Genomic DNA, 24904 nt, shown 5'->3' with positions numbered 1-24904 from the left:
GTATTTTTCGAGACACGGTCACTCCTTTGGGAGATGGGCACGCAGTGCCCAACGAGGCGACTACACATGGAGAAGCAATGAAGCAGTTCCAATCATCACGGCGTTCTTTTCTGGCTCTGGCGGCAGTTACACCATTCGCAGTCATGGCAACCAGTGCCTGCGGTACGTCCGGACCGGGCAGCGCGAGCGGAGGAGGAGCCAGCATGTGGTTCCTCTCCGGTGAGCCGAACCAGACCACCATCCAGAAGGCCGTCGATGCTTTTGGTTCGTCGAATCCCGACAACAAGATTGCTGTGACGTACTTCCAGAACGATGCTTACAAGACGAAGATCAAAACCGCGATCGGCGCCGGCCAGGCCCCAACCATTGTTTATGGATGGGGCGGCGGAACGTTGAAGACCTACGCCGAGGCCAACCAGGTGGAAGACCTGACCAGCTGGTTCGAGGCCAACCCGGACCTGAAAAACAAGTTCTTCCCCGCTTCGTTCGGTGCAGCCACCGTCAACGGCAAGATCTACGCCCTCCCCAACCAGTACGTGGCCCCTGTTGTCCTGTTCTACAACAAAGAGCTCTTTGAAAAGGCCGGGGTGCAGCCACCCAAGACCTGGGATGACGTCATGTCATTGGTCAAGACCTTCAACGACATGGGCGTAGCCCCGTTCTCCTTGGGCGGTCAATCCCGCTGGACCTCGATGATGTGGCTGGAATACCTGCTGGACCGCATCGGAGGGGCCGAGGTGTTCAAGGCAATCTTCGAAGGCAAGCCCAACGCCTGGATGGATCCGGCCGTGATCGAAACGGGAACCAGGATCCAGGAACTGGTATCCGCCGACGGCTTCATCAAGGGCTTCTCCTCCATCACGGCAGATTCGAAGGCAGACCAGGCGCTGTTGTTCACCGGCAAAGCCGCCATGTTGCTTCAAGGTTCCTGGGTCTACGGACCTATGAAGAAGGAAGGCCAGAACTTCGTCCAGAACGGAAAACTGGGCTTCGTCACCTTCCCGACAATCCCGGGAGGCAAGGGAGATCCTAAGAATGGCGTAGGCAACCCTGCCCAGTACATGTCGATTTCGGCCAAGGCCACCGACAAAGAAAAGGAAACGGCCAAGAAGTTCTTCAAGGACGGCATCATGACGGATACGGTCATCGACGCCTACATCAATTCCGGATCGGTCCCGATCGTCAACGGAATTGAAGACAAGCTCGCAACGTCGCCGGACAAGGACTTCCTGAACTTCGTCTACGACATGGCCAAGAATGCCCCGAACTTCCAGCAGTCCTGGGATCAAGCCCTGAGCCCGACTGCGGCCGAGGCCCTGCTCAACAACATCGACCAACTGTTCCTCAAGTCGATCACGCCACAGCAGTTCGCCGAGAACATGAATGCCACCCTGGGCAAATGAGTTCAACAACCACTCACAGGGCTGCCACTGGATCGCGGAAAGTCGAGCAGGCCGGGCAGCAAAAATCTGCACTTGCCTGGCTGACAGTGCCGGCTTTGATCTTCTTCGTGGTGTTTGCGCTCGTGCCGCTGGTAGGTGTCCTGGTGCTGAGCTTCGCCAACTGGGACGGCATCGGCGCCATCGGAGCGGCCGGCCTGGAGAACTGGTCCTCAGTACTCACCGACCCTGGACTGTACAACGCATTGGGCCTGACTTTCCTGATCATGATTGTCTCCTGGCTGGTTCAGACTCCCATCAGCCTTCTCCTGGGAGTCTTCACGGCAGGTACACAGCGTTACAGGGCTGCCTTGGCAGTGTTGTACTTCTTGCCGCTTCTCCTCTCCTCCGCGGCAGTTGCCATCGCATACAAGGCACTGTTGGACCCTAACTTTGGCCTGGCCATGGGACTGGGATTGCCCATCCTGGCCCAGGACTGGCTGGGCGTCCCGCAGTTGGCATTGGGCCTGGTCATCTTCGTGATCGCCTGGCAGTTCGTGCCCTTCCACACACTCATCTATCAAGGTGGCGTGCGGCAAATCCCCAAATCCTTGTACGAGGCAGCTCAGATCGATGGTGCGGGAATCATTAAGCAGTTCTTCCACATCACGCTTCCGCAGCTGAAATACACCATCATCACCTCGTCCACCCTGATGGTCGTAGGATCGCTGACGTACTTCGACCTCATCTTCGTCCTCACCGGTGGCGGGCCTGGTAATTCCACCCGCATCCTGGCCTTGGACATGTACTTGCGCGGCTTCCGGGCCAACCTGATGGGCCCGGCAAGTGTCATCGCCGTCATCCTCGTCGTTATAGGCCTTGTCCTTGCCTTGTTCCTCCAGCGCCTTGGAGGCAAGGACAAGCAGGGCAGCCAATTGGAAGGTTTGTAAGGTGAGCACTGTCCTTCAAAGCGATTCGAAAACCGCTCCGGCCACTCCCCCGGGCCATTCCATGAAGGCCAAGCAGAGCCTTGGTTCACGGGTCAGGCGGCTGAACATTCCCGGCGGCCTCGGCGGTTGGATATGGCTGGCCATCATCATTGTGCCGATCTATTACATCGTCATCACCAGCCTGAAGACCTCCGAAGGGTACTTTGGGCAGAATCCGCTGGCCCTCCCGACGGCTCCTACGTTGGAGAACTACCAACTGGTTCTCGAGGCGAACTTCACGACGTACTTCATGAACAGCGTGATCGTCACACTTGGCTCCGTGATCCCCACGGTGTTGATCTCCTTCATGGCTGCCTTCGCGATCGTTCGTGGTCGCGGCCGGTACCTGAAGTTTGTCAACGGCATGTTCCTGATGGGCTTGGCGATTCCGCTCCAGGCGACCATCATTCCGATTTACCTGATGATCATCCGGCTGAATCTGTATGACAGCCTCCTTGCCATCATGCTTCCCTCCGTAGCGTTCGCCATTCCGTTGACGGTCCTGATCCTGTCCAACTTCATCCGCGATGTGCCGAACGAATTGTTCGAATCAATGCGCCTGGACGGCTGCAGTGATTGGCAGACGATGTGGAGGTTGGCGCTGCCCTTGACCCGCCCGGCGATAGTAACCGTGGCAATTTACAACGGCTTGCATGTCTGGAACGGATTCCTGCTGCCCTTGGTGCTCACCCAAAGCCCCGGACTCCGTGTCCTCCCCTTGGGACTGTGGACTTTCCAAGGCGAGTTCAGCGTCAACATCCCCGCCGTACTGGCCTCTGTCGTCCTGAGCACCCTGCCAATCCTGGTGATTTACGTCCTTGGACGCCGTCAGCTGGTCAGTGGCCTGACCGCAGGCTTCAGCAAGTAGCCAGGTGCGAATTCAGACAAGAAAGGACTTTCACATGTCAGAACCGAAACCCCTGCGCGTAGGCATGGTGGGCTACTCCTTCATGGGTGCCGCCCACTCCCACGCTTGGCGCACTGCTCCGCGGTTCTTCGACCTTCCGCTCGCCCCGGAATTGGCTGCCGTCGCCGGCCGCAACGAAGAAGGCGTCAATGCTGCGGCACGCAAGTACGGTTGGGATTCCGTGGAAACCGACTGGCGCCGGCTGATCGAGCGCGATGACATTGACCTCATCGATATCTGCACCCCCGGAAACACGCACGCCGAGATCGCCATCGCCGCCTTGGAAGCGGGCAAGCACGTTCTCTGCGAAAAGCCACTGGCCAATTCAGTGGAAGAGGCGGAGAAAATGACAGCCGTCGCCCAGGCGGCAGCACAGCGCGGCGTGCTGTCCATGTGCGGCTTCAGCTACCGCCGCACTCCCGCTTTGGCGTTGGCAAAGCGGATGGTGGAGGAAGGGCGCCTGGGCGATATCCGCCACGTCCGGGCGCAATACCTGCAGGACTGGCTCAGTGACGCCGATGCGCCGCTCACGTGGCGCCTGGACAAGTCCAAGTCCGGCTCCGGTTCCCTTGGCGATATCGGTGCCCACAGCATTGACGCCGCGCAGTGGATCACGGGTTCCACAATCACCGGGGTCTCGGCGCTGCTGGAAACCTTCGTGAAGGAACGGCCTGTGGGCGGTGACTTCGTGGGCCTCGGTGGCCGCGGCGGTTCGGACGCTCCCAAGGGCCCGGTCACGGTGGACGACGCCGCGCTGTTCACCGCCCGTTTTGCCGGAAAGCACGACGACGGCGCTGCCGCCACCACCGCCACGGAAGGCACCGCCGTCGGGACTCCTTCCGGCACTGGTTCCAGCGCTGTGGCAGGGCCCATCGGCATCTTCGAAGCCACTCGCTTTGCCCTGGGCCGCAAGAACGCCATGCGCCTGGAGCTCAACGGGACCAAGGGCTCGCTGGCTTTCGACTTCGAGGACATGAACTCGCTACAGGTCTACGATTCGGCGCTGGAACCTGACGCCGGATTCCGGAAGATCATCGTCACCGAACCGTCCCATCCGTACACAGGCAATTGGTGGCCCACCGGGCACGGTCTTGGCTACGAGCACGGATTCACCCACCAGGTGGTGGACCTGGTGAATGCCATCGGCGCTGGGGAGCAGCCCTCGCCGTCGTTCTCTGATGCCTTGCAGGTTCAAAAGGTGCTGGCCGCCGTTGAGGCGAGCGCGGGCAACGCGAGCCGCTGGCAGAACGTCTGAGAGGAACCAACATGACCCGACCCATCACCCTTTTTACCGGCCAGTGGGCCGACCTGCCGTTTGAGGAAGTAGCGCGCCTGGCTGGCGAATGGGGCTTTGACGGCCTGGAGATAGCCTGCTGGGGCGATCATCTGGACCCGCAGCGCATCGTCGAGGACGACGCGTATCTTCAAGGCAGGCTGGACATCCTGGAGAAGCACCACCTATCGGTCCACGCGATCGCCAACCACCTCACCGGGCAGGCAGTTTGCGATGACCCCATCGATGAACGTCACCGGGACATCCTGGCACCGGACGTGTGGGGCGACGGCGATCCTGAGGGCGTCCGCCAGCGTGCTGCTGAAGCCATGAAGACCACTGCGCTTGCGGCGGCAAAGCTTGGCGTCAAGACCGTCACGGGGTTCACGGGCTCGTCCATCTGGAAGTGCGTCGCAATGTTCCCGCCGGCTTCCGAAGCCATGATCGAGCGCGGCTACCAGGACTTCGCAGACCGTTGGAATCCCATCCTGGATGTCTTTGACGAGGTAGGAGTCCGATTTGCCTTGGAAGTCCATCCTTCGGAGATCGCCTACGACTACTGGACCGCCAAACGCACCCTTGAGGCCATCGGGCACCGGGAGAACTTCGGCCTGAACTTCGACCCCTCCCACTTCATCTGGCAGGACCTTGACCCCGTGATGTTCCTCCAGGACTTCGCGGACAAGATCTTCCACGTGCATGTCAAGGAATCCGTACGCCAACTCAACGGACGCAATGGCCGCCTTGGATCCCACCTGCCGTGGGCGGATCCCCGCCGCGGCTGGGACTTCGTCACCGCAGGCCATGGCGACGTGAACTGGGAACCCATTTTCCGCATGCTCAACTCGATCGGGTACGCCGGGCCCACCAGCATCGAATGGGAAGACGCCGGAATGGACCGGCTGATCGGCGCTCCGGAAGCGTTGGACATGGTCCGCCGGTTGGCTGCCATCCGTCCCCCGGCTGCGGCTTTCGATGCCGCCTTCGCTGCCCGCTGAACCCGCTTACGAACACTCAACAGACTCACCCGGACGTTTAAGAATACAAAGGAAAACATGACAACCAAGAGTAAGACCGCACTTGTGGTTCGGGGCGGCTGGGACGGACACCAGCCGGTGGAAGCCACCGAACTGTTCCTCCCCTTCCTCAAACAGAACGGCTATGAGGTCAGGGTGGAGGAATCCCCCAAAATCTACGCAGACACTGAATACATGGCCGGAGTGGACCTCATCGTGCAGTGCATGACGATGTCCACCATCGAAAAGGACGAGTTCGAGGGGCTCCGCGCCGCCGTCGAAAATGGCACGGGGCTTGCCGGATGGCATGGCGGGATCGCCGATTCCTACCGCAACACTTCGGACTACCTGCACTTGATCGGGGGCCAGTTCGCCTGCCACCCGGGCAAGCATGAAGACGAACGGACCGGGGAACAGTCGGACAACTATGTTCCCTACACGGTGAACATGCTCCCAGCCGCAGCAGAGCATCCCATTACCCAGGGAATCGCAGACTTTGACCTCGTCACCGAGCAGTATTGGGTTCTGGCCGACGACTACATCGACGTCCTGGCGACCACTACGCAAAAAGTACGCGAATGGGACCCCTGGAACCGTGAAGTGACCTCCCCCGCCATCTGGACCAGGCAATGGGGCAAGGGAAGAATCTTCGTTTCCACTCCCGGCCACCGAGTCGAAATCCTCCAGGACAGCAACGTCCGCACCATCATCGAAAGGGGCATGCTGTGGGCATCCCGCTAAATGTAGGAATCATTGGCTGTGGCGCCATCATCGCCCAGTACCTGACGAACTTCCGCCGACTGGATGCGATCAACCTCGTGGCCGTCGCGGACCTTGATCCCGCCCGGGCCCAAGCAGTTGCCGACTCTTACGACGGCGTCCGTGCTCTGTCGGTGGACGAGCTGCTGGCCGCAGAGGACGTCGAGCTCGTCCTGAACCTGACCATTCCGGCAGCGCATGCCGACGTCGCGCTCAAGGCCATTGCCGCGGGCAAGTCCGTGTACGGCGAGAAGCCGCTGGCAGCGACCACCGCCGAGGCCCGGCAAGTACTCGACGCCGCCGCCGCGGCAGGCGTGGCTGTCGGCTGCGCTCCCGACACCGTGCTGGGTACCGGCATTCAGACAGCGCGCAAAGCGATCGACGACGGCCTGATTGGCGCTCCGGTTTCGGCGACCGCCACAATGGCTACGCCCGGGCATGAGCGCTGGCATCCGAACCCCGATTTCTACTACCAGCCCGGCGGGGGTCCGCTGCTGGACATGGGCCCCTACTACGTATCCGCTCTGGTCACGCTGCTTGGCCCCATAGTGTCCGTGGTGGGCGCGGCCAGCCACACGCGCAGCGAACGAACCATTGGCTCCGGTCCCCGCGAGGGGCAAAAAGTGCCGGTGGAGATCGATTCCCATGTCACAGGTGTACTGGTGCACGCATCCGGCGCCCTGTCGACGCTGTTCATGAGCTTCGACGCCGTCAAGACCAAGAGCCCCAACATCGAAATCCATGGGGAGAAGGGGTCGCTCGTTGTTCCGGATCCCAACCACTTCGACGGCGACGTGCAGTTGTTCGAGTTGGGAGCCGACGACTGGAAAACCCTCCCCGTATCCGCGGGTTACGTCGACGCCGGCCGCGGCTTCGGCATCGCCGATTTGTCAGCAACTCCGGCGGGACAAGAGCCCCGCGCGGGTGGCCAACTCGCCTTCCATGCCCTTGAGGTCATGGAGTCTGTGCTGGAATCCGCCAAGACCGGACAGGCGGTAGCCATCCAGAGCACCGTCAAGCGTCCGGACATGGTGGAACTGGCAGAACTCACGACGCCGGTACGCGCCTAGCGCTGAGGGCACGCCGAGGTGAGAGTTGAACCCACAGTTCGGTTTTCCCACGAACGCGTGGGTTCAACTGTCACTTCACGTGGCGGGCCCGGCGCAGTGTTGCCTCGGCGTGCTTAAGAATAGGGCCGTCGATCATCTTGCCCTTGAACTGGAAGACGCCCGTTCCGGCCGCAGATGCTGCATCGAGAAGCTCGGCGGCCTCGGTCACGGCTTCGGGCGTGGGCGCGTAGGCTTCCCGTACGGTTGCCACCTGGCTGGGGTGGATGCACGCCTTGGCACCGAAACCACTGGCCACGGCGTCAAGGGATTCAACAGACAGGCCCTGGAGATCGGGGATGTTCACATAGACGGAGTCGATGGCTTCCTTGCCGGCGGCTTTGGCAGCAAGCAGCACAGCGGACCGTGAGTGCAGTGCCACGGCCCGGTAGCCGCCGTCGTCGTTCCTGCTGGAGAGGCCGCCCAGGGAAGCCAGCAGGTCCTCCGCGCCCCACATCAGGGCAACCACGTTGGGTTCCGCGGCGATGGCTGCAGCATTGACGATGCCGGCCGCTGTTTCGCAGAGAGCAATCACGCGGTAGCCCTCAAGTGCCCTGAGCTGCTCAGCACTCTCCGCTTTGGCGAGCATGACGGTGCGGTAGGGAGCGTGCGCAAGGCTGTGCAGGTCCTTCTCGAATTCTGCGGAGCCCGCCGGGTTGACGCGGATAATCGTCCTGCTGGGGTCCAGCTCAGCAGTCTCTCCTTCGGATCCGAGCTGCGCGAGGATCGCGCCCCGGGCCCGCTGCTTGTCCCCCGGAGCCACGGCATCTTCGAGGTCAAGGATCACGGCATCCGAGCGCTCCGCCGCCTTGCCGAAACGCTCCGGCCGGTCAGCTGGGCAAAACAGGAGTGCCGGCCCCATGGTGAACGGCGTAACGGCTCCGTGGAGTGACGAGTCGGAAGAAGGCATGAACGGTTCCTTGCTGCTGGAATGCTGACAAATGTGGAAAACAGCCTAGGACTGTGCGGCGTGTGCTTCCTGGGTCCACATCAAGCAGGTACGCGTGGCAAGTGCCACCACCACCCCGTCCTGGTTCCTGCCAGTATGTTGCATGGTCACCACACCTTGGCCAGGACGCGAGGACGACAACCTTTTGGCGGTGATCACCGTTTCCGTGTACAGGGTATCCCCGTGATAGAGCGGGTGGGGAAAGGTGACATCCGTCAGCCCCAGCTGGGCGATGATGGTGCCCTGCGTCAGTTGGGTCACTGACTGCCCCACCATTGTGGACAAGGTGAACATCGAGTTCATCAGCCGCTGCCCGAATGGCTGCGCGGAACTCCAGGCTGCATCCAGGTGCAGCGCCTGGGTGTTCATGGTCAAAGTAGTGAAAAGGACGTTGTCCGTCTCCGTCACGGTTCGTCCGGGCTTGTGGGCGTAGATCACGCCCTCTTCAAGCTCATCGAAGTACAGTCCACGCTGCTCAACAACACGCGTCATACGGTGAGTTCCTGGTCCTCTTCGAAGAGTTCAGCCCCGGTGGCAGCCACTACATCGTCCAAAGTGACGTTGGGGGCGAGCTCACGAAGGACCAACCGCGGCTCCCCTTCGTCCTTGACGACGTCGATCACGGCAAGGTCGGTGATGATCCGGTCCACGCAGCCTTTGCCCGTGAGGGGCAGGGTGCAGTCCTTGACGATTTTGGGCCTGCCGTTGCGGTCCACATGCTCCATCATGACGATCACCTTCTTGGCGCCGAACACGAGGTCCATGGCCCCACCCATGCCCTTGACCATTTTTCCGGGGATCATCCAGTTGGCAAGATCACCGTTGGCTGCCACTTCCATGGCCCCCAGGACCGCCACATCCACGTGGCCGCCCCGGATCATGCCAAAGGACGAGGCCGAATCGAAGAATGCAGCCCCCGGTTTGGTGGTGACAGTTTCCTTGCCGGCGTTGATGAGGTCCGGGTCAACCTGGTCCTCGGCAGGGTACGGGCCAACGCCCAGAATGCCGTTCTCGGAATGGAGGATCACTTCCACACCCGCGGGAATGTAGTTGGGGATCAGGGTGGGCATCCCGATCCCCAGGTTCACATACTGACCGTTGGTGAGTTCCCGGGCTACGCGTGCGGCAAGTTCGTTGCGGCTCCAGCCTTTGGCCTCGTGATGGTCGACGTCGGCACGCCGGTACTCGTGCCTCACGGCTTCGGGGCGGGGCGGGATGTCATGATACGAGTTGTCGTTCACTGTGCTGCTCCTGCCTGCCCGGTTGCCTGGCTGGTGGTCAGGGCCACCGTCCGTTTCTCAATCCGCTTCTCCATTGTGGGAGCCACCACCACCCGCTGGACGAAAATACCAGGGGTATGGATGTGCTCCGGATCCAGCTCGCCGGTTTCCACAAGCTCTTCGACCTCGGCGATTGTTGTCCTGGCAGCCATGGCACAGAGCGGGTTGAAGTTCATGGCTGTTGCATGGAAAACGAGGTTGCCGTGGCGGTCCCCCTTCCACGCATGGACCAAGCCGAAGTCCGGAGTCAGCGACTCTTCCAGCACATAGTCGGCGTCATTGAAGGTGCGCACCTCCTTCGGCGAGGAGGCGATCGCAACGTTCCCCTCGGCGTCGTACTTTTGCGGCAAGCCGCCCTCGGACACCTGGGTGCCCACACCGGCCTTCGTATAGAAAGCGGGAATGCCTGCACCGCCGGCCCGCAGTTTCTCGGCGAGTGTTCCCTGCGGCGTGAGGACTACCTCCAGTTCACCGGCGAGGTACTGCCTGGCGAATTCCTTGTTCTCACCCACGTACGAGCTGATGGTACGGCGGATACGTCCGTCCCTGAGGAGGATGCCCAGGCCCCAGTCGTCCACTCCGCAGTTGTTGCTGACGGTTTCGAGGTCCGTGGTGCCTTGGCTGTGGAGTGCGTCGATGAGTGACACGGGGATACCGCATAAGCCAAAACCGCCAACGGCGAGCGAGGCGCCGTCCGGTATGTCCTTCACCGCTTCCGCGGCGCTGGCAACAACCTTGTCAATCATCCTTGATCCTTCCCGTACGGTTACAGACCCAGCTCGCGGGCGATGAGCATCAGCTGAACCTCGGTGGTGCCCTCCCCGACTTCAAGGATCTTGGAGTCGCGGTAATGGCGCGCCACCGTGAATTCGTTGATGAAGCCATAGCCACCGAACACCTGGGTGGCGTCCCGTGCGTTGTCCATGGCTGCCTCGCCTGCGACCATCTTAGCGATGGCCGCTTCAGTCTTGAACGGCTTGCCGGCCAGCATCCTTGCCGCGGCATCGTAATAGGCCAAACGAGCCGTATGGGCCCTGGCCTGCATCCTTGCGATCTTGAATTGGATGGCCTGGTACTTGCCGATGTTCTGGCCAAAGGCGGTGCGTTCCTTGGCATACTTCACCGAAAGGTCCACACAACCCTGGGCCGCGCCCGTGCCCAAAGCGGCAATGGCAATGCGGCCCTCGTCAAGAATCGACAGGAAGTTGGCATACCCCCTGCCCCGCTGGCCCAGGAGGTTCGCCTCAGGAACCCGGACGTTGTCCAACGTCAGCGGATGCGTGTCCGACGCATTCCAGCCCACCTTGTTGTAGGCCCGCTCTGCCTTGAAGCCCGGGGTTTCGGTGGGAACCAGAATGGTGGAGATCTCTTTCCTGGTGCTGCCGTCCGCGTTTTCCGTCTTGCCCGTGACGGCGGTGACCGTGACCAAGGTGGTGATGTCCGTGCCGGAGTTCGTGATGAACTCCTTGTTTCCGTTGATGACCCATTCCCCGTTGTCCACGTGGGCGTGGGTCTTGGTACCGCCCGCATCGGAACCGGCTTCCCGCTCAGTCAACCCGAATCCGGCCAAGGATCGTCCGGATGCCAGCTCCGGAAGCCAGCGCTCCTTCTGTTCCTGCGTGCCGAACCGGTACACCGGCATGGCGCCCAGGGACACGCCGGCCTCAAGGGTGATTGCCACGGACTGGTCAACCCGGCCCAACTGCTCCAAAGCCAGCGCCAGGGCAAAATAGTCCCCGCCCATTCCGCCGAACTCCTCCGGGAACGGAAGGCCAAACAGCCCCATCTCCCCCATCTGCTTGATGACTTCATAGGGGAAGCTGTGTTCTTCATCGTGTTTGGCAGATACGGGTGCCACCACTTCGTCGGCGAATTCGCGGACGGAATCACTGAGGTCCTGGTATTCCTCGTTGAGGTCAAAACTGCTCATAGCTGGACTTCCTTGTCTGTTTCTGCGGGCTTGTCTGTTTCTGCGGGCCCCTCCAGAGGGGCTGCCGCGTGGATAGTGGCGAGCACCTGGTCGGCTTTGACCAGGTCGCCCGGTTTGCTGGTGAGGTGGACGGTTCCGGCAACCGATGCCACCAGTTGGTGCTCCATTTTCATGGCTTCGACCGACAGGAGCGGCTGTCCCTCCTGGACCATGTCGCCGCTGGCAACTGCCACGGAAACCACCGTTCCGGGCATCGGCGAGCGCACCTCCGGGTCCGCAGCACCTTCTTCGCGCTGGATGCCTGCCAGCATCCTCTGAAGACGTTCGGCGCGGTCCAGGACTTCCAGACGGCAGGACCAGCCGTCGTTGCCAAGGTAGATGTCCCGGATCCCGCTCACGTCTGCTGGTGATAGACCAACCGCGTAGGTGACCCGACCGCCGTCGACCTCCAGGACGATGCCGTCACCGGTGCGCTCCACCACTGTGACCTTGGCGGCCCCGCCGGTTTCAGGGCCGTCGTCGATGATTGCCGCGAAAGTGCCGGAGTCCTCCGTCAACGCGACTGTGGCGGTGCCGCCCCCTGGCAGTCCGAAGCTGGCTCGCCAAGCGGCCCGCTGGCCGATCCGCCACGAGTCCGGCGAACTCCAGGCGCTACCGGCGAGCATGAAGGCCCCGGAGTTTTCCTTCTTTTCGAGCCACAGCGCCAGGGCTGCAGCGATCAACTCGTTGGCGCCGACGTGCCTGAATTCCATGGACGGCAGCTTGTGCTCGATCAGTCCCGTGTCCAGGTGGCCGTCGCGGACGTCAGGATCATTGATCAGCAGCCGGAGATATTCCACGTTCGTGTCCAAGCCCAGGAGCGTGTACCTGCCCAGGGCAGCGTCCAAGGTGTCCAGCGCAGCGGCGCGGTTGTCGCCCCAGGCGATGACCTTGGCCAGCATGGGATCGTAGTCGCCGGTGATCTCAAGGTCCTCGCGCATAGCGGAGTCGATCCGGACGTTCGCGTTGGAGCGTTGCTCGCCGAGCACCTTGGGATCCGCCCCGCCATTCTCGGCGAGCGCAACGACGCGCCCCATCGAGGGCATGAAGTTCCGTTCCGGTACTTCTGCATAGACGCGCGCCTCTACGGCGTGGCCTTCAAGAACGACGTCGGACTGCGCAACGGTGAGCACCTCACCGGCGGCGATCCGCACCTGCCATTCAACGAGGTCTATCCCGGTGACCATTTCGGTGACGGGGTGCTCCACCTGCAAGCGCGTGTTCATCTCCATGAAGAAGAACTCATCGGGATGTTCGTCGGACACCAGGAATTCCACGGTGCCGGCACCGCTGTATTTGACCGAGCGTGCTGCGTTGCAGGCTGCTTCTCCAATGCGGGCCCGTTCGGCCGGGCCGTCCGCCAGCGATTCGAAGAGTGCCGAAGGAGCTTCCTCGATCACTTTCTGATGGCGGCGTTGGAGGGAACATTCGCGCTCGCCCAGGTGGATGACGTTGCCGTGCTTATCCGCGAGGACCTGGACCTCGATGTGGCGGGGTGCCTTGATGAGCCGCTCCAGGAACAGGGTGTCATCGCCGAACGCCGAAGCTGCCACGCGCCGTGCGGTCTGCAGCGTGGCAGCCATGTCTTCGGGCCGCTCCACGATGTGCATCCCTTTGCCGCCGCCGCCTGCCGAGGGCTTGATGAGCAAAGGAAAACCTACGGACGGCGCAGCGTCGATTAGTTCCTGGTCCGTGAGTCCGGGTACTGCGATTCCGGGTACGCACGGGACGTCGTAGGCCATGACGTGGTTTTTGGATCGGATCTTGTCACCCATGACCTCGATCGCGTCAATGCCCGGTCCGATGAACGTTATCCCCGCCGCGTCAAGGGCTTTGGCGAACTCCACATTCTCGGACAGGAAGCCGTATCCGGGGTGGACGGCCTCCGCACCGCTGCGGCGGCAGGCATCGATGATGGCCTCGATTTTCAAGTAGCTCTCCGAGGGCGCCGTGCCCCCGATCGCCACTGCGGTATCGGCAAGGGCCACGTGCTTGGCGTGCTTGTCCGCGTCCGAATAGACGGCAATGGAGCGGATGCCCATGTCCCTCAGGGTCCGGATCACGCGGCAGGCGATCTCACCACGGTTGGCAACGAGGACGGCGCTGAACGGACGGGATGCCGCGGTGGCGGCCGGTGCGGTGGTGGTTGGCAGAGTCATGGTCACATCCTGAAGAGACCGAAGGAGGTCTCGGGCAGTTGCTGGCGGGAGACGACGTCCAAAGCCAAGCCCAGGACCCGTCGGGTGTCTGCGGGATCGATGATGCCGTCATCCCAAAGCCGGGCCGTGGAGTAATAAGGGCTTCCCTGGTCTTCGTATTGCTGTTTGATGGGAGCTTTGAAGGCTTCTTCTTCCTCGGCGGACCATTCCTGGCCGGCGGCCTCGTACTGGTCGCGTTTTACCGTTGCAAGGACACTGGATGCCTGGTTTCCGCCCATCACTGAAATGCGGGCAGCTGGCCACATCCACAGGAAACGCGGCGAGTAGGCCCGCCCGCACATGGAGTAATTTCCGGCGCCGAAGGAGCCGCCGATGACAACTGTCAGCTTGGGGACCCTCGCTGTTGCGACCGCCGTGACCATTTTGGCGCCGTTCTTGGCGATGCCGCCTTGCTCGTAGTCCTTGCCCACCATGAAACCCGAGAGGTTCTGCAGGAAAATCAGCGGGACCCCGCGTTGATCGCAGAGTTCGATGAAGTGGGCGCCCTTGAGCGAGGACTCACTGAACAGGACCCCGTTGTTGGCAACGATGCCAACCGGGTGCCCATGAAGATGGGCGAATCCAGTCACCAGCGTGGTGCCATAGTTCTTTTTGAACTCATGGAATTGGGAACCGTCCACGAGCCGGGCAATTACTTCGCGGACATCGTATTGGGCGTTGACGTCTGTGGGCACCACGCCATAAATACCGGAGGGGTCGACGACGGGCGGCAGGACGACGTCGAGCACGTCCCATGCCGGTTTCGCCGGCTTGGGCAACGTCGCCACGATGTCCCGAACGATCTCCAGCGCGTGCTGGTCGTTCTCGGCGAGGTGGTCTGTGACGCCCGAAATCCGGGAGTGAACGTCGCCGCCTCCCAGTTCCTCGGCGGTGACGATCTCGCCGATCGCTGCCTTCACCAGTGGCGGGCCGCCGAGGAAAATGGTGCCCTGATTTCTTACGATGACAGTCTCATCGCTCATGGCCGGGACATAGGCACCACCGGCCGTGCACGAGCCCATCACCGAGGCAATTTGCGGAATGTTGGCCGCTGACATTTTGGCTTGGTTGTAGAAGATCCGGCCAAAGTGCTCTTTGTCGGGAAAAACCTCGTCCTGCTTGGGCAGGAATGCTCCCCCGGAATCCACGAGGTAGATACACGGAAGCTTGTTTTCCAGGGCAATTTCCTGAGCCCTGAGGTGCTTTTTTACCGTCATGGGGTAGTAAGTGCCGCCCTTGACCGTGGCATCGTTGGAAATCACCAGGACGTGCCGGCCATGAACCAGCCCAATACCGGCAATCACTCCTGCGCCCGGCGAATCATCGTTATACATGCCGTTGGCGGCCAGCGGCGCTATCTCCAGGAAGGGGCTGCCATCGTCCAGGAGGTAGTCGATTCGCTCGCGTGGCAGCAGTTTGCCTCGGGCGACGTGCCGCTCCCTGGATTTCGCGGGCCCCCCGAGGGCTGCCGCGGCAAGACGTTCCTTCAGCTCCCCTACGAGGGCCAGCTGCGCTTCCTGGTTGGCTTCAAAGGTGCCGCTGTGGGGTCCTGCCACGCTGGCGATTGTCTCCATTGACCACTGTTCCATTCCCGGCCCCAGGCCATTTCGGTTAGTGCCACGTAACTGAAATTTAGGTTAGTCTGTATTAACTGTGATGTCCAGCACGGTGGAACTTCACCAAGGAGGAGAATGTGACCGGAGGCCCGGAAACAGGAACTGTCCCCAGCCCAGCCCCAGCAAGCAATCCAGCCCCAGCAACGCAGCGAGGCCAGGCCAAGGAACTCCGCAGGTTGGCATTGCTTTCAGCGGCCGCGGGACTCTTTGCGGAGAATGGCTTCACACGGGTTTCGCTGGAGGATCTTGGGGCGGCGGCAGGCGTCAGCGGGCCTGCCGTGTACCGGCACTTTCCCGGCAAGCAGGCTGTCCTCGCCGAGCTTCTCCTCAGCGTCAGCCGCGATCTGCTCGACGGCGGCCTCCGCGTGGTCTCGGAAGCCGGTAAACCCATGGATGCGTTGAAGGGCTTGATCCAGTTCCAGGTGGATTTTGCGTTGAGCAACCCGGACGTCATACGTGTCCAAGACCGCGACTTCGGGAGCCTCAGCAGCACCGACCAAGCCGAAGTCCGGTCCTTGCAACGCGCCTACGTTGAAACGTGGGTGGACGTCCTGGCACGCATCCACTCCGACGCAGATGTCGGTGGCCTCCGTGTCCGGGCGCATGCGGCCTTCGGCCTTATCAACTCCACACCCCACTCCGTCCGCCATCACGGGCGGAAGATCGCGGTCAAGTCGGCCAGGCCCATCCTGGAACAGATGGCCCTGGCTGCGCTGACAGCAGCCTGACTGCTTACTCTTTCCGGGAGATCGTGACCGTCTTCCGAGTGCATCTTAAAATGTCAGACCCCGATGTAATGATTTTGATCATGGAAGACATGGGGCAGCTGACAGCACTTCGGACGGAACCGTCCCCTGTTGTCGCTGCCCTGGCCGCGATCCGGTCACAACGCTTCTTGAGCATGCCGGACTTGGTCAAGGCCGGGTTCAAGGATTCGACGGCGTCCATCACCGCCATCAGCCATTTCCACGCTGGACTGGGCGACAGAGCTGGGCTGGGCAACGACACTGGGCTGGGCAACGACACTGGGCTGGGCAACGACGCTGGGCTGGGCAACGGCAAGGCCAAGGTCGCCCGGGCTTCAGGGCCCGCGGGCGACATAGCCACGAGTAGCGGGTCAACAGGCGCCAGATCCATGGACACCGGGTCTACGGGCGCTAGATCCACAGGCGCCAGATCCACGGACACCGGGTCCCCAGGCGCTCCGATGGTAGACGCCTCGGCCCCCGCCGCCGGAAAGAACAGTGACTCAGAGGGGAAAGCTCGCACCGGCCATGGCCCGGAGCTTGCTCAGCCGAGCCCCCATTTCGAAATTAGGCATCCCAATCCTGCAGCTACCGGAAGGGATCTGGCGGCTCTTCTTGGGGACAGTGCGGCTCTTTCGGACCCCATGCGGTTGTCCGCAGCGGCCGATGCCGCGCGACTGTGTGGGTTTTTTGAGGCCGCTGACTTTGCCGGCAGGATCGAGGAGATCTCCCGGTCGTTGGAGTACTTGCAGGTTGTCGCGGCGCAGGCGGTGGAAAGGACGCGGAAGGAAGCACAGCTAGCGTCACCGGGGTCGTCGGCTGGCGCGCCCGGGTGGCGAACCGGTTGGACCGAACCAGCCTCGGATGCGAGGGTTACGGGAACGGGCAGCGTCCTGGATGACGGGTACCGGAATGCCGCTGAGTTCCTTCGGGCCCGGTTGCGGATCAGCATCGGGGAAGCCCGGCGCAGGCTCGCCCTCGCACCCGACGTCCTTCCTCAGGCCGGAATGGCCGGGCAGGAGATCCCGGCCCGGCGCGAAGTGCTGGCCGAAGCCCTCTCCTCAGCTCTGGTGCCTTCCCGGTCCGCAACGATCATCAGCACCGCACTGGACAAAGTCCGGCAGCTCGCCGATGACGGCACCATCGCCCGGATGGAACACGCCCTCACCGCCACGGCCAGTGAATCCGACCCGGATTTCGTCACCAAAATGGCCAAACGCTGGGTCGATTCGATCGACCAAGACGGTCCCGAACCGTCCGAAGAAGTTCTCCGCCAAATCCAAGGCGCGTTCCTCCGCCGACGACGCCGCAACGGGCTGCACCACATCGAAATCTTCGCCACCGCAGAACAATACGAAACCCTGGCCACCGCCATGAATACCGCCACCAATCCACGACTCATGGGCCACAACGGCGAGCCCGCCATCGCGCCCGACGCCAGCACCAGCACCAGCACCAGCACCGACGATGGCACCGGAACGGCCCTCCACCCCGGACCAGAACACTCGTCAGGCGGACCGGATCTGGACCGTCGCACGCGGGCCCAGAAACTGCTCAACGGCCTCATCGGAGCCTGTGCTGTCGCGATGACCACCGGGAAACTGCCCTCCAACGGCGGACTCCGCCCCCAACTCGCCGTCACCATCGACGAACGCGACCTCTTCGAACGACTCACGGGCCACCAACGACTCACGGGCCGCCAAAGACTCAGCACCGGCACAGCAACGTTCCAGGGTCCGATGCACCCAAACACCATCCGCAAAATCGCCTGCGACGCCGACATCCTCCCCGTCCTGCTCGGAACCGACTCCCGCATCCTGGACATCGGCCGCACCACCCGGATCTTCCCGCCACACATCCGCAAAGCCATCACCGCCCGGGACCAAGGCTGCGCGTTCCCCGACTGCACCATGCCCGCCCCCTGGTGCGAAGCCCACCACATCACCTACTGGTCACATGGCGGCACCACGTCAACCAACAACGGCACCCTGCTCTGCAGCCACCACCACCACCTCATTCACAAAGAAGACTGGCGCATCGACATCACAACAGGGGTTCCGTGGTTCATCCCGCCACCCCACATCGACCCCAAACAAACACCCCGACGCAACCACCACCACACACCCCAGAGAACATAAACCTGCCCGACAAAGGTGCCGGGTGCGTCCAGGGAGTGCCGCGGTATGCGGAAGGTGCCGGATGCGATGTACAGATGGTTGCCGGGTGCCTGCGCGCGTGCACAGACGGGTTCCGCGCGAGTGCACAGACGAGTGTCAGCGCGCGTGTACAGACGGTTGCCGCGCGCGTGCACAGACGAGTGTCAACGCGCGTGCACACGTGCACAGACGGGCGCCAGGCCCCTGGCTCTACCTGCGTCAGTTGCCTGATTGCCCCTACCTGCAACCCGCAACCTGCTACCCGTATGTGCTTGGGCTGTTCCAGTATTCCTAGGACTCACAGGGCCAGTTTCAGGGGCTGTGCGGTCCTCCTGCGGCACATAGGCTGGAGCGGATTACATAACGCGAGGAGCGCATCATGAGGATTGCTGTCACTGGGGGAAGCGGAAAATTGGGCAGGAGCGTGGTCCGCCGGCTGACGCAGGACGGCCACCACGTGCTCAACATGGACCGCGCAGGCAAGAGGGGCCACGGCTACGTAAGCGTAGACCTCCGCAACTATGGCGAGGTCCTGGACGTGGTACTTGGTTTGGACGACCAACACAGCGGCTTGGACGCGATCGTCCATTTGGCCGCCATCCCCGCACCGGGGTTGGCTCCGGACGCCGCAATTTTTGAAAACAACATGCTCTCCACTTACAACGTCTTCCAGGCAGCCCGGCGAGCGGGCATCAAGAAAGTGGTTTATGCCTCCAGCGAGACAGTCCTGGGGCTCCCTTTCGAAATCGACCCTCCCTACATTCCTGTAGATGAGGAGTACGCGGCGCGGCCTGAGAGCACCTACTCACTGGTGAAACACCTCGAGGAGCAAATGGCCATCCAGCTCACGCGCTGGGATCCGACGTTGAGCATCACCGCGCTCAGGTTCTCCAACGTGATGGACCCCGAGGATTACGACGCCTTCCCGTCCTTCGACTCGGACGCCACCCTTCGCAAGTGGAATCTGTGGGGCTATATCGATTCCCGCGACGGCGCCCAGGCAGTGGTTCGCGCCCTGGAGAAAAGTGCAGCCGGTTTCGAGACCTTCATCATCGCCGCTTCGGACACCGTGATGAGCCGAAGCAGCGCCGAACTAGCCGCGGAAGTCTTTCCCGGCGTCGAGGTTGTCAAGGAACTGGGCCAGAACGAAACCATGCTGTCCATCGACAAAGCCCGGCGGCTCCTTGGCTTTGAGCCGGAACACAGCTGGCGCGATTACCACTCCAACCGGACCACGCCCACAGAGGACTGAACGCGCGGGCCTGAACACGCAACGGCCCACCCCTTAGCCGCAGTTTCCTGCAAGCACTCGTAAAGGGGTGGGCCGGCGCAGCTTCCTACATTCGTGAAGCTAGACCATAGTCAACACCATGGCGGGGTCGGACAGGATAGCGCCAAGGTCGGCCAGGAATCGTGAACCCTGTTCCCCATCCACCAAGCGATGGTCGAAGGACAAGCTCAGGGACATCACCTGGCGTACGGCGATCTCATCATCGACCACCCACGGCGCCTTCCGCACGGCACCCAAGGCCACAATGGCCGCCTCGCCCGGATTCAGGATGGGCGTTCCGGCGTCGATCCCAAATACTCCGATGTTGGTGATGGAGATGGTGCCACCCGAAAGATCTGACGGAGACGTCTTGCCGGCACGTGCTGTGTCCGTGAGTTCCGACAGCGCAGAGGCAAGTTCCCGTAGGGTCAGGCGATCGGCATCCTTGATGTTCGGTACCGTCAGGCCTCGCGGCGTAGCGGCCGCGATGCCAAGGTTGACGTAGTTGAACTGGATGATCTCCTGGCGCGCCTCGTCCCAACGGGAATTCAACGTTGGGTTGTTCCGGAGCGCTATCAGGACCGCCTTGGCCGCAACGGTAAGCGGAGTGAGCTTGTAGCCCTCAAACGCTTTGCTTGCCCTGAGCCGCGTGAGCAATTCCATGGTGGCGGTGACATCGATCGTCAGGAATTCCGTCACGTGCGGCGCGGTGAAAGCGCTCTGCACCATGGCAGCGGCCGTGAACTTCCGGACACCCTTGATAGGCGTGCGCGTTTCACGCTCGCCGGTGGTTGCCGGCGCCGTTGGTACTGCGCCTGTGCCTTCCGGCTCAACCGTGAAGTTCTGGACGTCTTCCCGCGTGATGAGTCCCCCTGGACCAGTGCCGGGAACCAGCTGGAGGTCAATTCCAAGATCGCGCGCCAGCTTACGGACCGGCGGTGTGGAACGTGGACGCTCTGCGGGGACATCGTCGGATTTGGGCCTTGGCTGCACTGTTGTTGCCGCAGCCTGTACAAGGCCGCGGGCGCGGCGGACCGGGCGCCCGGTCTCCTCGACGACGGCGCCATAGCCCACCAGGTTCGGCTCCCTCTTGGCGGGGGTCGCGTCAGCCTCAGGCGACTCGGCCTGTGACGTTTGAGATTGTGACGTTTGAGATTGTGGCGTTTGAGATTGCGGCATTTCAGGTTGTGGCGCTGCAGCCTTGGTCTCGACGGCGGTCGGGTTGCCACCGCCGTTGGCATTGCCCCCGTTGGAGGCCCCGGCGTCGTCCACTTCGAAGGAGACGATCGGCTTGCCGACCTCCACCACGGAACCAGGCTGCTCGTGCAGTGCCGCTACGACGCCAGCGAAAGGCGACGGCAGCTCAACGACGGCCTTGGCCGTCTCAACCTCCGCGATGACCTGATTGAGGGTGACGGTGTCCCCCACTGCGACCTTCCAGCTAAGGATTTCCGACTCGGTCAGGCCTTCGCCAAGGTCCGGCAGCCTGAATTCCTTGATCATGGTAGCGGTCATCCTTCCAGTCCACTCAGGGAGTTGTGGCGGCCCAACGTGCGGTCCACGCCATCCAGAATCCTGTCCAGATCGGGCAAATGATGCATCTCAAGCTTCGAATAGGGATAGGGAACGTCGAAGCCAGTAATGCGGACGGGTGCGGATTCCAGGTAGTTGAAGCAGCGCTCGGTAATGCTGGCCGCAATTTCCGCTCCGAGGCCACCATTTTGGCCGGCCTCGTGCGTGATGACCAGCCGGCCTGTCTTGCGCACGGATGCCTCAACCACCGGGTAGTCAACCGGGGACAACGAGCGCAGGTCGATGACTTCCACGGAAATTCCTTCATCAGCTGCAGCCTGTGCCGCAGCCTTGGCGGTCTTTACCAGAGGGCCGTAAGCCACCAGGGTGACGTCCGATCCGGCGTTGACCACTGCCGCTTTGTCCAATGGCATCGCTTGGGAGAGGTCGATGGACTCATCGACGTCACCCTTGTCGTGGTAGCGGCGCTTGGGTTCGAAATAGAGAACAGGATCATCGGAGGCAATGGCCTGCTGGATCATTGTGTAGGCGTCCTGCGGGTTGGACACCGCCACTACCCGAAGCCCTGAAGTGTGGGTGAAGTAGGCTTCCGGCGATTCCGAGTGGTGCTCCGGCGAGCCAATGCCACCACCGAAAGGAACGCGGATGGTGATCGGCATCTTGACCCGCCCCTGCGTCCGGTAGTGCATCTTGGCCACCTGGCTGACGATCTGATCGAAGGCAGGATAGATGAAGCCGTCGAACTGGATCTCGCACACTGGGCGGTAGCCCCGGTAGGCCAGGCCCACTGCGGTTCCGATGATGCCGGACTCGGCCAGCGGCGAATCGATCACCCGGTGCTTTCCAAAGTCCTTCTGGAGTCCGTCGGTGACACGAAAGACACCACCGAGGGAACCAATGTCCTCGCCCATGAGGATGACTTTGGGATCGTTTTCCAGGGACTTGCGGAGGCCGGCGTTGATTGCCCGGGCAAATGTGAGCTTGGACATCAGAGTGCACCTTCCTCGACGGGCTGGTTGAAACTGCTCAGGTAGCGCGAATAGTGATCCTTCTGGCGTTCAATCCAGGAGTTGGGTGTGCTGTAGACGTGGTTAAAAACGTCCAACGGCTGCGGATCGGGCATATTGACGCAACTGGTTCGGAGCTCGGCTGCGACGGCGTCGGCCTTGGCTTTGACTCTGCCTTCCAGTTCTTCAGTGAGCAGGCCCTTGGCGTCAAGGAGCCGCCGCAGACGGAGGATGGGATCCTTGGCAGCCCAGTCCTCCAGCTCGTTCGGGTCACGGTATCGCGTGGGATCATCGGCCGTGGTGTGCGGGCCCATGCGGTAGGTGACCGCTTCGATAAAGGTTGGGCCGCCGCCGCTGCGGGCACGGTCCAAAGCCCAGCGGGTAGCAGCCATGACGGCGAGGACATCGTTTCCGTCAACGCGCAGGCTGGGGATGCCGAACCCTGTTGGCCTGTCGGCCAGTTGAACGTGGGACTGCACGCGCACGGGTTCGGAAATAGCCCAATGGTTGTTCTGGCAGAAGAAGACCACGGGAGCCTGGAAACTGGCCGCAAACACCATGGCCTCGCTCACGTCGCCTTCGCTTGTGGCGCCGTCCCCGAAGTAGGCCAGTACTGCCGTGCTGGCGCCGTCCAACTGGACGCCCATGGCGTAACCAGTGGCGTGGAGGCTCTGGGAACCAATGATGATTTGGGGTGTCGCCATGTTGATCCGTTGGGGATCCCAGGCGTACAAGGCGTTTCCGCGCCATACTTGGGCGATCTCTGAGACGTGCGCGCCGCGGATGTACGCCACGCCGCTTTCACGGTAGCTGGGGAAGACAAAGTCGTCGTCGCGCAAGGAGCGGCTTGAGCCGATCTGGGCTGCTTCCTGCCCAAGCAGCGGCGGCCACAGGGCCAGTTCGCCCTGCCTCTGGAGGGCTGTGGCCTCGGTGTCGATGCGGCGGATGACTGTCATGTCCTCAAACAAGGAGCCCAATTGTTCATCGCCGATGTCCTTGATCCAAAGATCAAATTCCGGGTGGCTGATCCGTTCGCCTTCCGGCGACACCAACTGGAGGAGGTTGCCCCCCGTCCGCAAAGGATTTTGTGCACTTTGTCCGGGGCGCGGAGCGTCATTTTGCACTCCCTTGCCCGCCTTATCCGTTAACACAGGTGATCGCAACCTTCCGGCTAGGTTTTGCCGACCCTGCTGGACTTGTGATCCAAGCGCAGACCGGCCCCCTGGCTCCTTCGCCAGCGTTAATTGTGACCCTACTCACAAGACGCATCGGGTACAACTACCGTTGAAAAACTTGAGCATTCTGCCATGTTGGGAGTGGCCGAGCCGTGCTAATCTTGCGCATTATGCAACCTTTGGATGGCACTGACACCCGGCTCCTTTCAGCGATGGCAAAGGATCCCAGAGGGACCGTTGTGGCTCTCGCCCAGAAACTTGGTTTGTCCCGCAATACTGTCCAGGCGCGCATGGCCCAACTCGAGAAGAAGCACGCATTCCTCTCCTTTGAGCGGCGAATCAATCCGGTTGCCCTCGGCTACCCCCTTACGGCGTTCATCACCGTGCATGTCCAGCAACAGAAACTCGCCTCGCTCGCGAAGGATCTTGCGGACATCCCGGAGATCCTGGAAGGTTTCGGGCTGACCGGATCAGCCGACTTGCTCCTGCGTGTGGTGGCGCTGGACGCCGAAGACCTCTACCGGATCAACGGCAAGATCCTTGCATGCGACGGCGTTGACCGCACCGATACTGCCTTAGCGATGCGGGAAATGATTCCGTACCGGGTGCAACCCCTGCTGGGCCGGCGCTCCGAAGGCTGACACCCCCCGTATTCACCTGCCCTTACTACCCTTTGGCCCTTGCCTGTGGAACTGCGGATGCGATTTGATTCAGGTGGACGCATCGGGGGCCGGCCAGCGGTTCCTGGCTACGTGGTGGCGCTGCCGCAGGCTGCCGAAAGGGGCACTACAGTGAGCAACCCGCAAGAACCGAATGGTCGCGACGAAACCCGACACAGCGGAAGCGAATACGGCCAGAACCCACCACCCGTCCCACCCGGCCCCGGGTACCCCCAACCAAACGGGACTCCAGCGCAGTGGCAACAGCCGCCGTCGTCCCCGGGTCCCCAAGGCCAGTATGCGCCGGGACAATATCCGCCTGACCAAAACCCGTACCCGCAAGGCCAGTACCCCCAGGGGCAGTACCCACCCGGCCAGTACCCGCCCGGCCAGTATCCACCCGGCCAGTACGGCCAACAGCTTCCGCCGCCGGCCAAGAGCAAAAAGGTGCTCTGGATTGTCCTGGGCATTGTGGCAGGAGTGATCGTCCTGGCCGTGGTGGGCATCCTGGTGCTGGTGAACGTTGTGGGCGGCGCGACGTCGAAGGCGAGGTCTTTGGCTGACGAGTTCACCAACCTGGTGGTTTCAGGGCAAACTGAGCAGGCCTATGACAACTACCTCCACCCGGCCTTGAAGGAAGAACTGGATAAGCAGTCCTTCATCGACGGTATTGCCAGCCTGGAACTTGATGATTCCTGCAAGCCAAATTACAACTCCGTCAGCGTGAATTCGGATAACGGGAATAACAAAGCGGACATCGCGGGAACCTTGCAGTGCACCGGCAAGACCATCGATCTCAAGTACGTTTTCGAGGGCACCAACGATCTCAAAATGAGCAGCATCCGCCTCCGTCCATAAGGGCGGGAAAAAATATTCCGGTTTCCACCCATCCGCAGCAACGCATGGTCCGAATCACT

22 protein-coding genes are annotated in these 24904 nt (G+C 61.9%); 12 read left to right on the top strand and 10 right to left on the bottom strand.

Annotated elements, in window-relative coordinates; all coding sequences use genetic code 11:
• Positions 1-77 precede the first annotated feature (77 nt).
• Genes LDN82_RS07870 through LDN82_RS07840 form a run of 7 tightly spaced genes read left to right on the top strand, consistent with a single transcriptional unit; the run spans position 78 to position 7393 of the window.
• Positions 78-1403: an extracellular solute-binding protein gene (locus LDN82_RS07870; protein WP_224166969.1), complete on the top strand. Its 1326-nt coding sequence runs from the start codon at positions 78-80 to the stop codon at positions 1401-1403.
• On the top strand, positions 1400-2329 hold the full coding sequence (locus tag LDN82_RS07865) for a sugar ABC transporter permease (protein WP_224092251.1): 930 nt from the start codon (positions 1400-1402) through the stop codon (positions 2327-2329). The genes LDN82_RS07870 and LDN82_RS07865 overlap by 4 nt, the downstream gene beginning before the upstream one ends.
• Before the next feature lies 1 nt (position 2330).
• Complete coding sequence (locus LDN82_RS07860) at positions 2331-3236, top strand: carbohydrate ABC transporter permease (RefSeq protein WP_224166968.1); 906 nt, start codon at positions 2331-2333, stop codon at positions 3234-3236.
• Positions 3237-3270: 34 nt separating this feature from the next.
• On the top strand, positions 3271-4530 hold the full coding sequence (locus LDN82_RS07855; protein WP_224166967.1) for a Gfo/Idh/MocA family oxidoreductase: 1260 nt from the start codon (positions 3271-3273) through the stop codon (positions 4528-4530).
• Positions 4531-4541: 11 nt separating this feature from the next.
• The gene (locus tag LDN82_RS07850; protein WP_224166966.1) at positions 4542-5546 is read left to right on the top strand and encodes a sugar phosphate isomerase/epimerase family protein; all 1005 of its coding nucleotides are present in this window, start codon (positions 4542-4544) and stop codon (positions 5544-5546) included.
• A 57-nt stretch (positions 5547-5603) separates the two neighbouring features.
• Entirely contained in the window at positions 5604-6305 is a 702-nt protein-coding gene (locus LDN82_RS07845) for a ThuA domain-containing protein (protein ID WP_224166965.1), read from the top strand.
• On the top strand, positions 6290-7393 hold the full coding sequence (locus LDN82_RS07840; protein ID WP_224166964.1) for a Gfo/Idh/MocA family oxidoreductase: 1104 nt from the start codon (positions 6290-6292) through the stop codon (positions 7391-7393). The genes LDN82_RS07845 and LDN82_RS07840 overlap by 16 nt, the downstream gene beginning before the upstream one ends.
• A gap of 70 nt (positions 7394-7463) precedes the next feature.
• Here LDN82_RS07840 and LDN82_RS07835 read toward each other — a convergent pair whose 3' ends face one another.
• From LDN82_RS07835 to LDN82_RS07805, 7 genes are read right to left on the bottom strand one after another with little or no spacing between them, the layout of a single operon-like run.
• Positions 7464-8339 carry a CoA ester lyase gene (locus tag LDN82_RS07835; RefSeq protein ID WP_224166963.1) on the bottom strand — a complete coding sequence of 292 codons (876 nt, stop codon included), beginning with the start codon at positions 8337-8339 and terminating at the stop codon, positions 7464-7466.
• A gap of 45 nt (positions 8340-8384) precedes the next feature.
• The gene (locus LDN82_RS07830; RefSeq protein ID WP_223948528.1) at positions 8385-8870 is read right to left on the bottom strand and encodes a MaoC family dehydratase; all 486 of its coding nucleotides are present in this window, start codon (positions 8868-8870) and stop codon (positions 8385-8387) included.
• A complete protein-coding gene (locus tag LDN82_RS07825; RefSeq protein WP_275965343.1) occupies positions 8867-9619 on the bottom strand; it encodes a CoA transferase subunit B in 753 nt (250 codons plus the stop codon). Before LDN82_RS07825 ends, LDN82_RS07830 begins: the two co-directional genes overlap by 4 nt.
• Entirely contained in the window at positions 9616-10404 is a 789-nt protein-coding gene (locus tag LDN82_RS07820) for a CoA transferase subunit A (protein WP_224166962.1), read from the bottom strand. Before LDN82_RS07820 ends, LDN82_RS07825 begins: the two co-directional genes overlap by 4 nt.
• Before the next feature lie 20 nt (positions 10405-10424).
• Positions 10425-11588, bottom strand: a complete 1164-nt coding sequence (locus tag LDN82_RS07815) for an acyl-CoA dehydrogenase family protein (protein WP_224092238.1) — start codon at positions 11586-11588, stop codon at positions 10425-10427.
• Positions 11585-13786, bottom strand: coding sequence for a biotin carboxylase N-terminal domain-containing protein (locus LDN82_RS07810; RefSeq protein ID WP_224166961.1), 2202 nt, complete (start codon positions 13784-13786; stop codon positions 11585-11587). Before LDN82_RS07810 ends, LDN82_RS07815 begins: the two co-directional genes overlap by 4 nt.
• Before the next feature lie 2 nt (positions 13787-13788).
• Positions 13789-15399: a carboxyl transferase domain-containing protein gene (locus LDN82_RS07805; protein ID WP_224166960.1), complete on the bottom strand. Its 1611-nt coding sequence runs from the start codon at positions 15397-15399 to the stop codon at positions 13789-13791.
• A 119-nt stretch (positions 15400-15518) separates the two neighbouring features.
• On the opposite strand from LDN82_RS07805, the gene LDN82_RS07800 reads away from it, so the two are divergent.
• The 3 genes from LDN82_RS07800 to LDN82_RS07790 all read left to right on the top strand — a co-directional run bounded on the left by LDN82_RS07800 (position 15519) and on the right by LDN82_RS07790 (position 19595).
• Complete coding sequence (locus LDN82_RS07800) at positions 15519-16169, top strand: TetR/AcrR family transcriptional regulator (protein WP_275965342.1); 651 nt, start codon at positions 15519-15521, stop codon at positions 16167-16169.
• Positions 16170-16219: 50 nt separating this feature from the next.
• Positions 16220-18325, top strand: coding sequence for a DUF222 domain-containing protein (locus LDN82_RS07795; protein WP_346347114.1), 2106 nt, complete (start codon positions 16220-16222; stop codon positions 18323-18325).
• A gap of 397 nt (positions 18326-18722) precedes the next feature.
• Entirely contained in the window at positions 18723-19595 is an 873-nt protein-coding gene (locus tag LDN82_RS07790; protein WP_224166959.1) for an NAD(P)-dependent oxidoreductase, read from the top strand.
• Between the two features lie 99 nt (positions 19596-19694).
• Here LDN82_RS07790 and LDN82_RS07785 read toward each other — a convergent pair whose 3' ends face one another.
• From LDN82_RS07785 to pdhA, 3 genes are read right to left on the bottom strand one after another with little or no spacing between them, the layout of a single operon-like run.
• On the bottom strand, positions 19695-21128 hold the full coding sequence (locus LDN82_RS07785; RefSeq protein ID WP_224166958.1) for a dihydrolipoamide acetyltransferase family protein: 1434 nt from the start codon (positions 21126-21128) through the stop codon (positions 19695-19697).
• Positions 21125-22135, bottom strand: a complete 1011-nt coding sequence (locus tag LDN82_RS07780; RefSeq protein WP_224166957.1) for an alpha-ketoacid dehydrogenase subunit beta — start codon at positions 22133-22135, stop codon at positions 21125-21127. Before LDN82_RS07780 ends, LDN82_RS07785 begins: the two co-directional genes overlap by 4 nt.
• Positions 22135-23277: a pyruvate dehydrogenase (acetyl-transferring) E1 component subunit alpha gene (gene pdhA / locus LDN82_RS07775; protein WP_224092220.1), complete on the bottom strand. Its 1143-nt coding sequence runs from the start codon at positions 23275-23277 to the stop codon at positions 22135-22137. Before pdhA ends, LDN82_RS07780 begins: the two co-directional genes overlap by 1 nt.
• 221 nt (positions 23278-23498) lie before the next feature.
• Here pdhA and LDN82_RS07770 point away from each other — a divergent pair, with 221 nt between their 5' ends.
• Both LDN82_RS07770 and LDN82_RS07765 read left to right on the top strand, forming a co-directional pair.
• Positions 23499-23969, top strand: coding sequence for an Lrp/AsnC family transcriptional regulator (locus LDN82_RS07770; RefSeq protein WP_224092218.1), 471 nt, complete (start codon positions 23499-23501; stop codon positions 23967-23969).
• Between the two features lie 150 nt (positions 23970-24119).
• Entirely contained in the window at positions 24120-24845 is a 726-nt protein-coding gene (locus tag LDN82_RS07765; protein ID WP_224166956.1) for a hypothetical protein, read from the top strand.
• The last annotated feature ends 59 nt before the right edge of the window (positions 24846-24904 follow it).

This window comes from Arthrobacter sp. StoSoilA2 (assembly GCF_019977195.1).
In the GTDB taxonomy this organism is placed as follows: domain Bacteria; phylum Actinomycetota; class Actinomycetes; order Actinomycetales; family Micrococcaceae; genus Arthrobacter.
This window is presented reverse-complemented; position numbering and strand designations above follow the sequence as displayed.

Coding starts and splice junctions, on each gene's coding strand:
- LDN82_RS07870 (WP_224166969.1), top strand. CDS start 78: ATGAAGCAGTTCCAATCATCACGGCGTTCTTTTCTGGCTCTGGCGGCA.
- LDN82_RS07865 (WP_224092251.1), top strand. CDS start 1,400: ATGAGTTCAACAACCACTCACAGGGCTGCCACTGGATCGCGGAAAGTC.
- LDN82_RS07855 (WP_224166967.1), top strand. CDS start 3,271: ATGTCAGAACCGAAACCCCTGCGCGTAGGCATGGTGGGCTACTCCTTC.
- LDN82_RS07850 (WP_224166966.1), top strand. CDS start 4,542: ATGACCCGACCCATCACCCTTTTTACCGGCCAGTGGGCCGACCTGCCG.
- LDN82_RS07845 (WP_224166965.1), top strand. CDS start 5,604: ATGACAACCAAGAGTAAGACCGCACTTGTGGTTCGGGGCGGCTGGGAC.
- LDN82_RS07835 (WP_224166963.1), bottom strand. CDS start 8,339: ATGCCTTCTTCCGACTCGTCACTCCACGGAGCCGTTACGCCGTTCACC.
- LDN82_RS07830 (WP_223948528.1), bottom strand. CDS start 8,870: ATGACGCGTGTTGTTGAGCAGCGTGGACTGTACTTCGATGAGCTTGAA.
- LDN82_RS07820 (WP_224166962.1), bottom strand. CDS start 10,404: ATGATTGACAAGGTTGTTGCCAGCGCCGCGGAAGCGGTGAAGGACATA.
- LDN82_RS07815 (WP_224092238.1), bottom strand. CDS start 11,588: ATGAGCAGTTTTGACCTCAACGAGGAATACCAGGACCTCAGTGATTCC.
- LDN82_RS07810 (WP_224166961.1), bottom strand. CDS start 13,786: ATGACTCTGCCAACCACCACCGCACCGGCCGCCACCGCGGCATCCCGT.
- LDN82_RS07805 (WP_224166960.1), bottom strand. CDS start 15,399: ATGGAGACAATCGCCAGCGTGGCAGGACCCCACAGCGGCACCTTTGAA.
- LDN82_RS07795 (WP_346347114.1), top strand. CDS start 16,220: ATGTCAGACCCCGATGTAATGATTTTGATCATGGAAGACATGGGGCAG.
- LDN82_RS07790 (WP_224166959.1), top strand. CDS start 18,723: ATGAGGATTGCTGTCACTGGGGGAAGCGGAAAATTGGGCAGGAGCGTG.
- LDN82_RS07785 (WP_224166958.1), bottom strand. CDS start 21,128: ATGACCGCTACCATGATCAAGGAATTCAGGCTGCCGGACCTTGGCGAA.
- LDN82_RS07780 (WP_224166957.1), bottom strand. CDS start 22,135: ATGTCCAAGCTCACATTTGCCCGGGCAATCAACGCCGGCCTCCGCAAG.
- LDN82_RS07770 (WP_224092218.1), top strand. CDS start 23,499: ATGCAACCTTTGGATGGCACTGACACCCGGCTCCTTTCAGCGATGGCA.